The sequence below is a fragment of the Shewanella inventionis genome (genome assembly GCF_014641855.1).
Classification (GTDB): domain Bacteria; phylum Pseudomonadota; class Gammaproteobacteria; order Enterobacterales; family Shewanellaceae; genus Shewanella; species Shewanella inventionis.
On the sequence record NZ_BMII01000034.1, the window covers coordinates 37,288 to 53,309 of the forward strand.

Here is a 16,022-nt window from a genome sequence, read left to right on the forward strand (position 1 = left end):
GGATTAAATCTGGTCTGCTTTGAGTGCGTAATAGCACACTTTATTTCTGCCACTGCGTTTTGCTTGATACAGTGCTTTATCTGCTTGTTCGAGTAACAACATTGGATGCTCATCGCTGTCGATAATATCTGCACTTACGCCAATGCTTACCGTTAATGGAATGTGTTGACCATTATGAGTAATCTCTTGCTCACTGATTGTTTGGCGAATTTGCTCTGCAACCTGTTGAGCGCCTTCGGCATCGGTGCTAGGTAAAATAATAGCAAATTCTTCACCACCAAAACGTGATACGAGATCGGTTGGGCGCTTTAAAATGTCTGATAATACTTGGGCAATGGTTTGGATTGAGTGATCGCCCGCAAGGTGGCCATATTGATCGTTTATACTTTTAAATTTATCAATATCTACCATCAATAATGCCATAGGTGTCTGTTGACGACGGCTGATACGGCCCTCTGCAATGAGACGACGATCAAAGGCGCTTCGATTTTTTACTCCGGTGAGGCTGTCAATGGTATTTTGTTCAGTGAGTTTTTGATTTACTTCGTTCAGTTCACGTAATGTTATCTCGAGTTCTAGGGTGCGTTCTTGCACCATTTGCTCAAGTTTTTCGCTGTTTTCGGCTTCAGCATGCAGGGCTTCTTCACGCACTTCGCGGATCCGTTGTGCTTGCTCTAATGCCTGCTGTTGAATTTTAAACTTAGCTTTTCGTTCATCGTTATAACGCAAAGCGAGTACTGCAGCCATTGTCACTACTTCAAAAGTCAGGCCTATCATGGTTGGTATTTGAGGGGCGACATCTAGGTTGATGATGCCAACATACAATAGCCCTGTGATGATACATCCCAATAATAATGCGATTCGACCAACAGCATATAAAGTGGCATTACGTTGGCCTATAAATGCTTGGATGAGCGAGAAGGCCACTAAAATTGTACTCATGGTAAGAACAACAAAAACCAGGATATAAAGTGCGGAGCTGTAATGTAGAAATGGCATTATTATGGCCAATAAAAATGCGATAACCGCCATGACTCTGCAGATACGTAACATTTTTAGGTTATGGTATTTGAGTTGCAGCGCCTTCTCGGTAAACATTAATGAGAAGCCCAAGGTAAGCGGGATAATAATAGAGAATATGTATTGCTGCATAATGGGCCATTGAGGCCATAAATACCGAAATGACACGCCATGAATACTGGCTGTCAGTATGGTGAGCCCAAGTACATAAGCACTGTAATAGCTATAGCTAAATGAGCGCGAAGCTAATGCAATGAAAAAGCTAAAAAGACTAATCGCTGTTAATAAGCCGATTTGAAGTCCTATATACAAGTTTTTAGTTTCTATAACCTGCGTTAAGTCATTCGATGACCATAACACTAAAGGTAAGTTGATACTGCCGAGGCTGTCTATTTTGATGTAAAACTTATGCGTATCTCCTGGCTGAAATTCAACAGGATATAAAAAAATATTACTCAAAAGTGGCCGCTGTTTAAAGGGTAATGAGTCGCCCATTTGTTGTGCGCTGACGAGCTCCCCATTAATAAAATGATAAATCACTATGCTGTCTAGTAATGGATTATCGATAGCAATAATACGAGATAAGTAATCCTCTGGATTGTAAATGCTAAATGTTACCCAATAGTTTTTTACACCGATATGTTGCGGTTGTGCAGTATCGAACTTTTTCCAGGCGCTGGGGGCTTGCTCTAATACTTTAGTTAATTGGCTGATATTTGGACTGTGATTGATATAAATCCAATCTTGTAAATCAATTTTAGTAATGGAGCTGGAGGTTAACCTCAGTGGAACATTTTGTGTGGTATTTGCCCAGCCAAATTGACAGATAATCAGTAATATAAATCCTAACAACAGCGGTGCGCTGACTCTTAATGTTGATGATAACTGTGCCATGTTAGCCATTTGCATCACTTATCGACCATTACTTGATTAATCGTTAACCCAAAAAAATCACAACTATTTTGAAAGCAATACTGAGCCAGTTCAGTTTCAGATTGCTGACGAAGTTGTGCCATTGTGTTCACTATGTAGGGTAAATACTGAGGTAAATTCTTACTCGATTTAGGTTTAGGCCGCATGCTGCGTGGCAACAAGTAAGGGCTGTCGGTTTCTGCCATGATACGGTTGTTAGGGATTAATGGTACGAGTTGTGCGAGCTCTTGCCCCCTACGTTCATCGCAAATCCAGCCGGTAATTCCAATATATAAATCGGCCGCTAGGCAGGATTCAAGTTCATTTTTAGTGCCAGTAAAGCAATGCAATAATGCTTTAGGTAATTCACTTCGGTATTCATTAACTATGGCGATAAAGTCTTGATGGGCATCGCGACAATGCATTAACACCGGCATATTTAGCTCGCAGGCAAGCTCTAGTTGTGCTGCAAAAGCTTGGCGTTGCGCGGGGCGTGGTGAGAAATCGCGGTTGTAGTCTAGACCACACTCACCAATAGCGACGACATTGTGTTGCGATGCGAGTTGTTTTACCGTATTGCTGCTTTGTTCATTCCAACTAGAGGCCTGATGAGGATGCACTCCAGCAGTACAATAAAGTTGCTGTGGAAATTGCTCACAGAGAAGGCTTGCTTGTTTACTTTCATCAATATCGCTACCGATAACAATTAACGGCGAAACATGGTGTTTCGCCGCATCATTGATAATAGCGTCAATGTCGTGTTTTAACCGCTCACTGAGCAGGTTAACCGCGATGTCGATATATTGAGTCATAAGGGTTTGTGTGGTGACTACTTTAGTCGTTTAACTCTGGTGGTGGCATTACGCTCATCACTGCCCATTAAAAAGGAGTTAAGTGCGCCAGTTTCAATGTAGATTTTTTGACCCTTTTTCACTTTGTAGCGTTCAGCGTTTGTTTGTGTCCACACTTGACCATTTTCAAGAGTCACCACAATAGCTCCACTGGCTGATTTTGTTACTTTTGCTACCGTGAAATAAAGACGATCCACCTCATCCTCGATAACTTTTTTTTGTAACCCAAAATCGTCGATGCTTAGTTCTGGTGAAACGGTTGTGGGAGTCGCTATTTCAGGTGCTACTGATTGAGACGGTGTTCTAGTTACCACAGTTGCGACTGGTGGGGTGGCCAATGTAACCGCTGCAGGGGCTTTGGCTACCTCTTCGATAGGCGTTTGGCTACTTGGTTTTGTATTGGCGGCTAGTTGGTCATAACAATTTAAGCGTTCAGTATCATTGGATTGAGATGCACAAATTGACAATTGATCGATGAGTTGATTATTGGCTTGTGCATTGACTGACATCAATAAAACACCAGCGGCAATTAAACATAAACGCATTTTTCTTCCTTATTATTTGTCTTGGGCGTGTTGATCTTTGCTGGTTGAATTTTGTCCGAGATAGAAACAGATTAAGCGCGGCGAGTGAATTGTCGTAAAGCAATCTAAGTAAAACTCGCTCAATAAAGCAGAATCCGTTTTTAGCTGAACGCTTCGGCAGCGTTTGTTGTTCATTTTTACTAGGTTATCGGCTTTTATGTAGAATAACTACACTCCAAAGCTTCTGTTTTGTCTAAATGAACCACAATTTGCTGCAAAAAACCTTAAATGATCAACACGCCCTAACTAAAAATGACCAACTAATGCCATTTTTAGTTAGCTATCAGCGTGCTCGTTCTCTGGCACGTCATCCTGTTCTTTTTTACTGTAAAAGCGTGCTGCTATCAAGCCACCCTCAAACAATAACAGCATTGGTACTGCTAGCATAGTCTGAGAAATAATATCGGGTGGAGTTAATAGCATCCCGATAACAAAAGCACCGACCACAATATAGGGGCGTTTTTGGCGAAGCTCGTCAGGTGTAGTCACACCAGCCCAGCATAATAAAACCACCGCTACCGGGATTTCGAACGCTAAACCAAAAGCAAAAAATAGCTTCAAAATAAAGCTTAAATAGCTACTGATATCGGTTGCAACTTGCACGCCTTCTGGTGCGACACTTGTGAAAAAACCGAACACTACCGGAAACACAATATAATAAGCAAACGCGATACCTAAATAAAATAACAAGGTGCTGCTGGTGAGTAATGGTACCACTAAGCGTTTTTCATGCTTATATAACCCAGGGGCTACAAATGACCATATTTGATAGAGTACATAAGGAATAGCAATAAAAAAGGCTAATACTAATGTCAGTTTAAAAGGGGCAAAAAACGGCGCAGCTACGTCGGTTGCAATCATGCTGCCGCTTTCAGGCAGTGAGCGCATTAACGGTAGTGCAATATAGTGGTAGATATCATTTGCCCAATACACAATAGCAATGAATACAAATAACACACTGCCAATGGCTTTTAGCAGTTTGGTACGTAATTCAAGCAAATGGCTGATTAGCGGTTGCTGTTGTGACATGAATTATCCGTTAGATTTAGGAGGTGAACTGTTTTCTGATGTAGTGTCGACGGGTTGAGCTTCTTTATTGCTCGACGTCGATGGTGTCTCAGATGTTGACGCAACAGGAGAAACATCTTCCACTTTATAAGGCCTATTAACTGACTCAGCAGCCTGTTTTAGCTGTTCAATCGATTCTTTCAGTTCTGGCGATAAATTGGCTAAGCCTTTGCTCTCTGCTTTTTTTAAATCAGAGTGTAATTGTTCAATTTTCAGTTCTTGTTCAAGTTCATCTTTAACAGAATTAGCCATGCGTTTTATGGCACGGATCCAACCTGTTACCGAACGCACCGCAACCGGTAATCTTTCGGGGCCGAGAACCACAAGCCCCAAAATACCGATCAGCAGCAGCTCCATAAAGCCGATACCGTCAAACATAATAAATTACGCCTGTTTATCTTTAGATTCAGGTTGCTTTTCAGCTGCCTGTTGCGAAGTCGCAGCTGTCTGGTCTTTATCTTTGTCTTCTATTGATTTGTTTTCTTCTTCGGGAGACATGGCGTTTTTAAAGCCTTTTACTGCCCCACCTAAATCACCGCCTAAAGAGCGTAATTTTTTAGTACCAAATAATAAAATGACAATTAGTGCAATGATAAGAAGCTGCCAAATACTGATGCCGCCCATGAAGATTATCCTCTTTAAATAAAAAATGGTTTTTGTAAAACGTTATAGTAACAAGCCACAATACAATCCAATTCTTTAAGTATTATGAACCTCTCATAAATTAGTGCTAGCTAAAATTTACGATTCTTTGGCCTAGATCGCCATCCAATTACCCAAATGACTACACCAGCGCCAATGCAGGTATATGCTGGCCATAGTGTAGCGGTTTGAGAAATTAAAATTGTGCCGCAGATCAATAATACCGCAGAGGTAATCAGTAGATAATTACTTTTGTGTGATTTTTGTTGATAACGCAAATACTTATCTAACATCTGTTGTTGCGTACCGAGCATCTTGCGACCGAGTTTTAGATTGTCGTATATCAGTTCTGGAAACTCAGGTAATTTGTCTGCCCAAAATGGCGCATTAGATTTTACTTTTTGGAACATGGCTTTAGGGCCAACTTGTTCAGACATCCAGTTTTCCAAAAAAGGTTTAGCTGTTTGCCATAAGTCGAGTTGTGGGTATAGCTGTCTGCCTAGCCCTTCAATGTAGAGCAGGGTTTTTTCAAGCAATACCAGTTGCGGTTGAACCACAATGTCAAAATGGCGTGCTGTGCGAAAGAGCTCTAACAAGACATGACCAAATGAAATCTCGTCTAATGGCTTATTAAACATGGGCTCACACACTACTTTTACCGCCTGTTCAAAGGCAATGATGTCTGTGTGCTCTGACACCCAGCCTGACTCAATGTAAAGTTGTGCTATGCGGTGATAGTCGCGATTAAAAAAGGCGAGAAAATTTTCGGCAAGGTAGCGTTTATCGACCTCGGTTAATGTGCCCATAATGCCGCAGTCTAGGCCGATATAAAATGGGTCGTCTGGATGTTCTCGGCTAATAAAAATATTGCCTGGGTGCATGTCTGCATGGAAAAAGTTATCGCGGAAAACCTGGGTGAAAAACAGCTCTACACCACGCTCTGCAAGCAATTTAAAATTGGTGCCTTGGGCACGTAGGGCTTCAGTGTCGGATACCGGAATACCATAAATGCGTTCCATCACCATTAAACGCTTATAGCTGTGCTCTTCATAAACAAAAGGGATATAAAGCGCATTGGAGTCAATAAAATTATTGCGTAATTTTATGGCGTTTAGTGCTTCAAGCTTAAGGTTTAGCTCACCTAAAATGGTGGTTTGGTAATCTTCAATCACTTCTGCTGGGCGAAGGCGATTACCTTCACCGAGAATGGATTCCAGCAAATTGGCCGTTTGTGTCATTAATTGCAGGTCGGCCAGTATTTGTTGTTCAACATTTGGTCTAAGCACTTTAAGAACGACGTCTTTACCGTTAGATTTTAACGTAGCGGTATGAACTTGAGAAATGGATGCAGATGCCAGTGGTGTGTCGTCAAAGTTATCAAAATAAGTGTCGATGGTTGTGCCAAGCTCGGCCTCAATAGCCTCTCGAGCAAGGGCTGAATCAAAAGGCGGTACTCTGTCTTGCAGCATGGCTAGCTGATAGGCCCATTCATCGTCAAGTAAGTCTCGGCGGGTTGACAACATTTGACCGAGTTTAATGTAAACCGGCCCTAGCTCTTGCATGGCTAATTTTAAACGTTCGGCCGGGGACTTAGCTTTATGTTTGTTGCGGATCCAAAATAGGCAGTTACGTAAAATAATAAAATACCAAGGCTTTTTGTGCCCAGGAATAAGGTCATCTAGGCCAAAATGCAAAATGGTTTTAATGACATGGTAACCACGCCTGATACTTGCAAATGTCATTGAATTATTTGCTCACTGAGTTTGGCTATTCTGACTTCGATTCGATCAATTTGGCTAACAAGATCGTCGAGATTATCGCGAAAGTGAAGCACCTCAATTTTATTGGGCGCAAGGCGGTACTCTTCTGTAGTCAATTGGCTGATATGCGAGCGAGTTTTTAACATGACTTGCTTAATGTCTTGGCCTATGGTTTTCATGCCTGTGACTAACTTGTGCGTTGGAGCATCGCCAATATAACGTGATAAAGGCTCTGCAAAATCGAAATGAATATTTTGTAGGTAATGGCTAAACGTTTGCAGCAGCTGGATATCACCGTCGAGACTGAGTTTATCTTGCTTAATTAACTCGGTTAAATTAGCCCCTTCAGTTAGCTGGTAAAGGGTTGAAGCGTCGGCATTAACTGTGACGGTAACGTCCCCTTCATAATAGCTCATCACTTGAACTTGTTTTGAAAAGAGTAAATATATAGGCCAACTTAATTGACTAAGCTGAATGCATATCACTTTGCCATGCAATGATTTTTGACGAGCATAATCGTCTTTAGCTTGCGGCGGTAATCGGTTAAAGCCGGTTTCGATAGCCGCGCAAACCAGCAAGGCAAAATGATTGGGTACCATTAGAACTTATAGCCTTTGTGTAATGCGACTACGCCATCTGTCATGTTGGTATAGTCAACTTGCTCAAATCCAGCATCAACCATCATTTGCTTTAAGGTCTCTTGATCTGGGTGCATGCGAATAGACTCTGCTAGGTACTCATAGCTGTCTGCATCTTTGGTGATTAACTCACCCATTTTAGGCAATACTTTAAAGCTATACATGTCGTACACTTTGCGCATAAGTTCATGTTTAGGTGTTGAAAATTCAAGTACTAATAATTTCCCGCCTGGCTTTAATACCCGTAGCATTGAGCGTAGTGCTGCATCTTTATCGGTGACATTACGTAAGCCAAAAGCAATGGTAATAATGTCAAAATGGTTGTCAGGAAACGGTAGTGCTTCAGCGTTTGCTTGCACATAACTGACGTTATTAACAATGCCTTTATCACGTAGTTTAGTGCGACCTACTTTGAGCATAGAATCATTGATATCAGCAAGAATTACTTGACCTCGGTCACCCACAAGATGTGAAAATTTAGCGGTTAAATCACCCGTACCGCCAGCTAAATCTAACACTTTCATGCCTGGGCGTGCGGCCGCTGTTTCAATGGTATGACGCTTCCAAAAACGGTGAATACCAAAAGACATCACGTCATTCATAATGTCGTATTTAGCAGCGACAGAGTGAAACACATCGGCGACGAGGTCAGCCTTTTTATCCGCTTCGACGGTTTTAAATCCAAAATGCGTGTTCTTTGGTTCGCCCTCAGACATCGGTATATTCCTATAATGTGCGCTTATTCATTGCGATTGTATGTAATGGCGAGTGTAAGCCATTGCGAATGATTGCTGAATCACTGTGGTGCTAGAGTGTGACAACAATCAATGAGTTGCCTTGTCTGCATGCTAAATGGTTCACATCATCTTAAAACGCAGTAATGTGCTTGCGTCGATTGCCCCTGATAAATGTTGATATCAACGGCTAAAAATTTGCTCTGCATTAGAGCATAAAATTAGCTTTTAATGAATAGCTTCAGTTGATTCTAATTCAAGCGCGCTAGTCGTCCTTGAATATAAGCGTAAATTAACTCACTAAGGCCTTGCCCTACATCTCGATATCCGGCGGTTGTGCCTGCGTGATGGCATGCTGGGGCGGCTTCGGCAAAATGCACGTAACTGCAAGGGCAATGTTTAGCAATATAGTGAACATAATGGCACGCATCGAGCAGCGGGATCCCGGCAAAGGTAGCGGCACTGCTTGGCATATTGGCAATGGCATCAACATCGAGCTCTAATGCAACGGGTAATTGAGTTTGATTTAATCCCTTAGCTATTTGCTTTAAAGCATTGTCTAGAGGCAGTTCTCGGCGCACCCAAATTTGTTGAAAGCTATGCCATGTGGCACCAAAAAGACTTAATTGTTCGAGTGTTGCCTCGGAGTTTTTAAGCTCATGCAACCCTAAAATATGGTAATGGTCTAGGGCTCCGCTTGCGGCAGCATAACTAAAGCCGTTACCACTGTGGCGTCCTTCTCGTGGCCTAAAGTCACTGTGGGGATCGAGATTAACGGCAGCGACAGGTAGGCCGCTGTGAGCTTTTGTTGCCATCAATAAGCCATAGGCATTGTTGTGGCCACCGCCAATCACTATGGGCTCTAATCCCGCTTGCAAGATATGGGTTGTCGCGTCGATAACTAGATCATCGAGTTTAGCCGTAGCTTGGCGAAGTTCGTCTATGCTGGCGGTTGGTTCTGCAGTGGAGTCCTGGCAAATTTGTCCAAGAATGACGCATTCATTGCCTTGTAAAAAACGATTTGATTGCAGGTTTAGCAATTGCTTTATGCATGCATTGAACACATCGTCAGCACCGCCTCGGCCTAAGTTAGCACGGGGGCCTGTGTCTTCAGCGATGGCGATGATGGCAAAACGTGCGCCTTTAGCTGCTGCATCTTGCGCGTTTTGCTTAAGCGTTAGTTGTGAATTGGCCAGTAAAACCTGTTGGCCTAGCTTGGTTTCATTGGCTCTAATGGTCAGTAGTTCGTGACAATGCTGCTCAGTAAATGCGATAAACATGATGTGTGCCTCACTGTAAAATAGTCCTAAAATCGACATAAAAAAACCAGCATAGCTGGTTTTTATGTTAATTGTCGGCCAGCGTTAACTGATGTTTAGCCATGGCGCGATATTAGCGAGATATTATTCAATATCTAGCGGCTCTGGAGATAAAATAACACCAGTATTATCAGCGTAAATATGATCGCCAGGTAAGAAGGTGACACCACCAAAGTTAACTGGAATTTCAACTTCACCAACGCCATTGCCTTCAGCGCCAACAGGAATAGATGCAATGGCTTGAATACCAATGTCTAGTTCTTCTAATGCGTCAACATCGCGCACCGAGCCATAAACAATAATACCTTCCCAGTTGTTTGCTACAGCAAGTTCGGCAATACGGGCATCAATAAGTGCACGACGTAATGAACCACCACCATCTACTAATAGTACTTTACCTTCACCATCTTCTTCTAAAGCATCAGCAATCAGGCCGTTATCTTCAAAACACTTAATGGTACTGATTGAGCCACCGAAGGAGCTGCAACCACCGTAGTTACTGAACATTGGTTCTACGACGTCAACTACATCAATATACATGTCGCAGAGTTCTGAGGTGTTGTATTCCATATTTAACTCCTGTTAGGCAGCAAGGGTAATTGCTGGGTAAAGCAAAGATAAATGAATTATATGAGCTTTTTACGAAAATAAAAGCCTTATCAATCACGCAATTGTTGTTAATCAACATAATGTTACTTTTATGCGGTTCACTGATTAGCCTAAATACAGAACAAAGAACATTTTTGGAAGTAATTTTCTTTCAAATTGAGGTAATTAGCCGATATATGTTGATTTAGGTCATCCTAATACGTTTTTTAATTACAATTTTTAGCGGCAGTTTGTTAGCATATTACTGAGTTATTTAATGTTAGTTTACAATTTATGCTAGCTTTAGGGGCACGGATCCCTCGTTACGCTTACGGAAGGCAGAGAGCCTGAAACAGAGGTTCTTATGGAAAATATCGACTTGATTGAAGTCTTAGGTTACGCAGCATCAGTGATGGTTGCTATTTCGCTGATGATGAAAGACATCATTTTATTAAGATGGTTAAACTTTGTAGGTTGTTCTTTTTTTGTTGCCTACGGGTATTCAATCGGGGCATGGCCAGTGGCAGGAATGAATGCCTTCGTTGCCTGTATTAATATTTATCACCTGGTTAAGATTTATCGTAACAAGCAGTTGCAAACTCAAATTGCCTAACAGTTTAGGCGTCACCTATATGACGCTCTAATGATAAAAACCTCTCAAGCTTATGTTTGAGAGGTTTTTTGTTAATTCCCTCTTATTAACCTTGTTTAGACAGTGTCATAAAACTTTAGACTAACTGTCACCTCGCGTTCATTGCACCTCTTTATTATTCGTCTTGATAACAAAAAAATAACTTTTGTTGGGTTAACCAATGTCCAACGTTTGGCATGGAGTCAAGCATGAAGATAAGTATCAGCGAGTTAGATAAATATTGGTTTTATTGGGTCGTGCAATTTAGCCGTGATAATCAACTTAGCCAGGCGGCTAAACGGGTTTCAGTCACGGGGGACGGCCATTATTACGTGTACCTATCTGTTGCACTGCTTTTTTTTCATCCTAATGGTCAGCACTTTTTTAATTTAGTGTTGGGCAGCTTTATTGTCGAATTCCCGTTGTATTTACTATTAAAAAATAGCATTAGGCGTCATCGACCTTGCCACGCACTGGCAGGATTTAACTCAGGTTTTGAGCCGTCTGATAAATTTAGTTTACCTTCTGGCCATACGGCGGGGGCATTTGTGTTTGCCAGTGTGATTAATGTGGTGTTCCCAGTGCTAGCCCCAATCGCATTTGCATGGGCTTGTTTTGTGGGGCTATCACGTATTGCCCTTGGTGTGCATTATCCGTTAGATATTTTTGCTGGAGCAGCGTTGGGTTCTGGCTCAGTAATATTGGTTGTGCAATTAATGCAGTAATTGCGCGTACATTTACTTTTTGTTGCATTGTTAAGTTAAGCCATTGAGGATGTCAGGCAGTATGAAAATTTTGTACGGTGTTCAAGGTACGGGGAATGGCCATATTAGTCGGGCAAGGGTAATGGCTAAAGCGCTTGGTCAGCATCAAATAGATGTCGATTTTTTATTTTCAGGACGTTCCCCCGATCAGTATTTTGATATGCAATGTTTTGCCGATTATCAAACACGAAATGGCATGACATTTATTACAGACAATGGCCGGGTGAATATTGTACAAACCGCGAAAAAAAATTTGATGGCGAATATTTTCTCTGAAATTAAACAACTGGATTTAAGCGGGTACGACCTTGTTTTGAATGATTTTGAACCGGTCACCGCCTGGGCTGCAAAACAACAGCATGTCCCTTCAATTGCTATAAGCCATCAAGCGGCGCTGAAATATCCGGTACCTAAGCAAGGCGCCAGCTGGTTTAATGAACTGTTGTTAAATCGCTTTGCTCCTGTCGATATTTCGCTTGGTTGTCATTGGCATCATTTTGGTTTTCCTATTTTACCGCCATTTGTTGAGGTCTCAACAAGCAGTGGTGATTATAGTCATCAAATTTTGGTGTATTTACCCTTCGAAGATGCCGACCGAATTGCTGAGTTTTTAGCGCCGTTTGATCAATATCAGTTTTTTGTTTATCACGGCCTAAAACCGTTAAAAGGCATGGCGGAACATATACATTGGCATGGTTTTAATCGTGAAGGATTTAAGCAACATATGTCGCAATGCGGTGGCGTGATTGGTAATGCTGGTTTTGAACTTGCCAGCGAAGCAATGACACTAGGGAAAAAGTTACTGGTTAAACCGCTATTAGGTCAATTTGAGCAACTCGCCAACGTGGCTGCGCTGCAATTATTGGCCGCGGCAGACAGTATGAATACATTAGATGTTGCGGTATTAAAGCGTTGGCTCAAATCGCCATCACCTAAACCTATTGCTTATCCTCAGGTGGGTGACGCATTGGTGGATTGGCTTAAAGCGGGTGATTGGCATCAGCCAGAAAGCTTATGCCACAACTTATGGTCGCAAGTTGAGTTACCTGAAAATTGGCATAAACGGCAGTAATGACGGCAGGGCTTGTTGCTGTTTATTTATCTTTTATGTTGAGAGATAACATCGCTTTAGGCAAGGCGGATAATTGCGGGCATAGTTGCCCTTAGTCGAGATGAATCAACACGACATAAAGCCATTTTAGCCACAATATTTATCAATACGCCCGAACGGTATCAATAAAAAAGTGCGTTAATACGCACTTTTTTATTAACGTGTTTGTACTGTGATTACGAATGGCGGTTATGCAGCACTTCTAACAGTTGATCTTCTAACTCAAAGCGCGATTCCATGGCTTGAGCCAATTGAGATAAATCTGAGTCCAATTGGTACAAGATGTTATCGTCAGTGGCTTCAGTGTATTTATCATTAAAATCGAGTGCGATATCGGTGCTTTCACTGATTTTTGGCAATAATTTATTTGCCGTTTCAATACTCGATTCGCCAAATTTTTCGCAAGCCTTTACCACATTATTGTAAACCTCAAAGTGGCCTTCAGAGACATAGTCGACTAATTGGTCACAGAAATCTTTTACTTGCTCAAGGCTGGGTAATGACTTTTCGGCACGCGAATAGGGCGCTAGGCCCGCAACGATAAAATATTGGATCAACAGTTTTCTGCGGTGATTAAGCCATTGATCGATTAATTTGTTAGCGCCGCCCCAGCGTTTTTCTGCTTTTTCTAAATTGGTTAGCATGTGTTTTCTCTAGTCAGCAACTTTTCTATAACATCTAATGTATTGGACAAAGTGTATTATGATCAACTGTTTTATTTATATTTTCAGGACCAACCAGCTAAGAGCGCTGAAAATGAGAATGGCAAACGATAGGCAATAAAAAACCCCGTGAAGGCATGCCATCACGGGGTAACGAAGTTTTCAAAGGCTCGATGTGTCGGGCTTCTTGATTGTTCTTGCTAGCGCACACTTTTTATACCAAACGACTTACATCTACGCAACGTTTAATCTGATTATTTGCGATTTATACGCCAGTATTGTGCATTTTGTGAGCAGTGAAGTGGATGTGTTAAAAAATTAACCATTAGATTTAGGAATAGCTCACATAAATCTCGCTTGAGTGGTTACATTAATCGCGTAAGTGCTAAACTAGCGCCCAGCAGAAATCATAACAGTCTAGGAAGAAAGCCCACATGGCAGAATTAAAGAATGATCGTTATTTACGTGCGTTGTTAAAGCAGCCAGTTGATGTCACTCCAGTATGGATGATGCGTCAAGCAGGTCGTTATTTACCAGAATACAAAGCAACTCGAGCTCAGGCTGGCGACTTTATGTCGTTATGTCGTAATGCTGAGTTGGCTTGCGAAGTGACGTTACAACCATTACGTCGTTATGATTTAGATGCTGCGATTTTATTCTCAGATATTTTGACTGTACCTGATGCGATGGGTCTTGGATTGTACTTTGAGACGGGTGAAGGTCCTCGTTTTGAGCGTCCAACAGATACGATTGATGCTATCAAAAAACTTTGCATCCCAGATCCAGAAGACGAGTTAGGTTACGTTATGCGTGCCGTGAGCACCATTCGTCGTGAACTTAACGGCGCAGTGCCATTAATTGGTTTTTCAGGTTCACCTTGGACGCTAGCCACTTATATGGTTGAAGGTGGCTCAAGCAAAACGTTTGAAAAAATCAAACGTATGGCGTATGCAGAACCTGCAGCATTGCACATGTTATTAGACAAGTTAGCTGACTCAGTAGTGTTATACCTTAACGCTCAGGTGGCTAACGGCGCACAATCGTTAATGATTTTCGACTCTTGGGGCGGTGCATTATCGCACCACGCTTACCGCGAATTCTCATTACGTTATATGCAAAAAATTGTTGATGGCTTAACCCGCTTTGCTGATGGCCGTAAAGTGCCAGTAACCTTATTTACTAAAGGCGGCGGATTATGGTTAGAAGCAATGGCTGAAACCGGTTGTGATGCATTAGGTTTAGACTGGACGGTTGATATTGGTGATGCACGTCGCCGCGTAGGTGATAAAGTGGCACTACAAGGCAACATGGATCCATCAATGTTGTATGCATCTCCTGAGCGTATTCATCAAGAAGTTGACCAAATTCTTGCAAGCTACGGTGAAGGTACCGGCCATGTATTTAACTTAGGTCATGGTATTCATCAGCATGTTGATCCTGAGCATGCGGGTTCATTTATCAACTCTGTACATGAGTTATCTAAGCAATATCACAAGTAATTATTGGTATTGGCTAATAAAAAAGCGAATCTTCGGATTCGCTTTTTTGTTGATAGTTTTTTGTTATTTAGCTTTTGAATGTGAGCAGTTAGTTTTTCTATTTTTCTATTTTACGACTTCTCAGTAATGCTTGTGAGCCGGAATCCAGCTGTTTTTTATGATTTTGATTTAGGTTTTATGGCCTGCGGCCATTAACGTCGTGGCGCTTCGCCCACACCAGACCAAGAGGAAACCAACGGCTGTTTCCTCTTTACTCTTTATAAAAGAATTGGCCCAGCCGCCACATCAAAATTATCATTCTTGTTACCAAACGATAGCTGCGATAATTTCGCGACGTGGTTGAATCCAGCTTTTAACTTCGTCTGAGTGTTCTTTAGCCTTATTCGTAAATGCTAACGCTTCAGATGGGGCGTCCCTTCCCCTCCAAAGCTACCCAGACATCCATGTCTGGACTCACGTCATTTTCTTAACGGCCTCAAGTTCAGAGTTGAATTTTGGCATTTCAAGCTGAGGCATCTAACTCATTTATCTGGATAAAGGCATGTTAGCTACTGTCTCATGGTCCTAACTTTAATATCGTCCTAACTCTAACGTCGTCCCGGCAATGCTTTTGAGCCGGGATCCAAGTGTTTTGCTTTTTATGATTTAGGCCAAACGAGATCAAGAGTGGCCTATGGAAGTAGGCCAACTAGAGCTATTAACTCAAACAAAACTAAGATGTTAGGCAACGATACTCAATGAAATCACTTCTATGACACGCGGTAAACCCATCCTTGGGCGCTCTGCGAAAACATCCATGTTTTCGAAGGTCATAGCCGCGATTACATCCGCCGTATGGGTATCTTCGATTTAACCTTGTTTGTAATTGGAAGAACTAACGCATTTATGGACAGAAACGTGCTAGATTATTTGCACTAATTCGGATGGTTCAGATGAGAAAAATATAGGTCTAACGTCCCCGATGCGAATTAAACAGTCCTTTGTGCAATATCAAAGAATAAAAAATTCTACATGACTAAATTCAACGTCATAAGGGCAGTAGCTACCACATTCGAGACATTAACCATTTATATGAAAGTACATTTGGGGCATTTTAATTCTGCTGCAATAGCTGATATTGCAGCTCCATTTAAAATTCTCGTTATTAAAAAATGACGATCTTCATAAGTTAACTTCATAAATTTAACTCTGAATCTATACTTTTAATTCTTTCAAGGTGTTTTTCAGGAGCCATTTGAT

The 16,022-nt window shown here is 41.7% G+C and carries 16 protein-coding genes; 4 read left to right on the forward strand and 12 right to left on the reverse strand.

The window, feature by feature from the left end; translation table 11 throughout:
- Nucleotides 1-3 precede the first annotated feature (3 nt).
- The 11 genes from IEW93_RS17640 to rraA form a co-directional block, all read right to left on the reverse strand.
- Nucleotides 4-1,914, reverse strand: a complete 1,911-nt coding sequence (locus tag IEW93_RS17640; protein WP_188740586.1) for a sensor domain-containing diguanylate cyclase — start codon at nt 1,912-1,914, stop codon at nt 4-6.
- 14 nt (nt 1,915-1,928) lie between these two features.
- On the reverse strand, nt 1,929-2,744 hold the full coding sequence (locus IEW93_RS17645; RefSeq protein WP_188740570.1) for a TatD family hydrolase: 816 nt from the start codon (nt 2,742-2,744) through the stop codon (nt 1,929-1,931).
- Between the two features lie 17 nt (nt 2,745-2,761).
- Nucleotides 2,762-3,328 (reverse strand): hypothetical protein, encoded by a 567-nt coding sequence (locus tag IEW93_RS17650; protein WP_188740571.1) that lies wholly within the window; start codon nt 3,326-3,328, stop codon nt 2,762-2,764.
- 315 nt (nt 3,329-3,643) lie between these two features.
- On the reverse strand, nt 3,644-4,396 hold the full coding sequence (gene tatC / locus IEW93_RS17655) for a twin-arginine translocase subunit TatC (protein ID WP_188740572.1): 753 nt from the start codon (nt 4,394-4,396) through the stop codon (nt 3,644-3,646).
- A 3-nt stretch (nt 4,397-4,399) separates the two neighbouring features.
- Nucleotides 4,400-4,813 (reverse strand): Sec-independent protein translocase protein TatB, encoded by a 414-nt coding sequence (gene tatB, locus IEW93_RS17660; RefSeq protein WP_188740573.1) that lies wholly within the window; start codon nt 4,811-4,813, stop codon nt 4,400-4,402.
- Between the two features lie 6 nt (nt 4,814-4,819).
- Complete coding sequence (tatA, locus tag IEW93_RS17665; RefSeq protein ID WP_188740574.1) at nt 4,820-5,059, reverse strand: Sec-independent protein translocase subunit TatA; 240 nt, start codon at nt 5,057-5,059, stop codon at nt 4,820-4,822.
- Between the two features lie 110 nt (nt 5,060-5,169).
- Nucleotides 5,170-6,819, reverse strand: a complete 1,650-nt coding sequence (ubiB, locus tag IEW93_RS17670) for a ubiquinone biosynthesis regulatory protein kinase UbiB (protein WP_188740575.1) — start codon at nt 6,817-6,819, stop codon at nt 5,170-5,172.
- A complete protein-coding gene (locus tag IEW93_RS17675) occupies nt 6,816-7,436 on the reverse strand; it encodes a ubiquinone biosynthesis accessory factor UbiJ (RefSeq protein WP_188740576.1) in 621 nt (206 codons plus the stop codon). Before IEW93_RS17675 ends, ubiB begins: the two co-directional genes overlap by 4 nt.
- Entirely contained in the window at nt 7,436-8,191 is a 756-nt protein-coding gene (gene ubiE / locus IEW93_RS17680; RefSeq protein ID WP_188740577.1) for a bifunctional demethylmenaquinone methyltransferase/2-methoxy-6-polyprenyl-1,4-benzoquinol methylase UbiE, read from the reverse strand. The genes IEW93_RS17675 and ubiE overlap by 1 nt, the downstream gene beginning before the upstream one ends.
- A gap of 269 nt (nt 8,192-8,460) precedes the next feature.
- Entirely contained in the window at nt 8,461-9,489 is a 1,029-nt protein-coding gene (locus IEW93_RS17685; protein ID WP_188740587.1) for a formimidoylglutamase, read from the reverse strand.
- Nucleotides 9,490-9,612: 123 nt separating this feature from the next.
- Nucleotides 9,613-10,098, reverse strand: a complete 486-nt coding sequence (rraA, locus tag IEW93_RS17690; protein ID WP_188740578.1) for a ribonuclease E activity regulator RraA — start codon at nt 10,096-10,098, stop codon at nt 9,613-9,615.
- 382 nt (nt 10,099-10,480) lie between these two features.
- Between rraA and IEW93_RS17695 the strand changes: the two genes are divergently transcribed.
- The 3 genes from IEW93_RS17695 to IEW93_RS17705 all read left to right on the forward strand — a co-directional run bounded on the left by IEW93_RS17695 (nt 10,481) and on the right by IEW93_RS17705 (nt 12,583).
- Nucleotides 10,481-10,729, forward strand: a complete 249-nt coding sequence (locus tag IEW93_RS17695; RefSeq protein WP_188740579.1) for a YgjV family protein — start codon at nt 10,481-10,483, stop codon at nt 10,727-10,729.
- 227 nt (nt 10,730-10,956) lie between these two features.
- Complete coding sequence (locus tag IEW93_RS17700; protein WP_188740580.1) at nt 10,957-11,472, forward strand: phosphatase PAP2 family protein; 516 nt, start codon at nt 10,957-10,959, stop codon at nt 11,470-11,472.
- Nucleotides 11,473-11,533: 61 nt separating this feature from the next.
- Nucleotides 11,534-12,583: an MJ1255/VC2487 family glycosyltransferase gene (locus IEW93_RS17705; protein WP_188740581.1), complete on the forward strand. Its 1,050-nt coding sequence runs from the start codon at nt 11,534-11,536 to the stop codon at nt 12,581-12,583.
- Between the two features lie 215 nt (nt 12,584-12,798).
- On the opposite strand, the gene rsd is transcribed toward IEW93_RS17705, so the two are convergent.
- Complete coding sequence (gene rsd / locus IEW93_RS17710; RefSeq protein WP_188740582.1) at nt 12,799-13,266, reverse strand: sigma D regulator; 468 nt, start codon at nt 13,264-13,266, stop codon at nt 12,799-12,801.
- Between the two features lie 452 nt (nt 13,267-13,718).
- Here rsd and hemE point away from each other — a divergent pair, with 452 nt between their 5' ends.
- Complete coding sequence (gene hemE, locus IEW93_RS17715; protein WP_188740583.1) at nt 13,719-14,783, forward strand: uroporphyrinogen decarboxylase; 1,065 nt, start codon at nt 13,719-13,721, stop codon at nt 14,781-14,783.
- Nucleotides 14,784-16,022 lie beyond the last annotated feature (1,239 nt).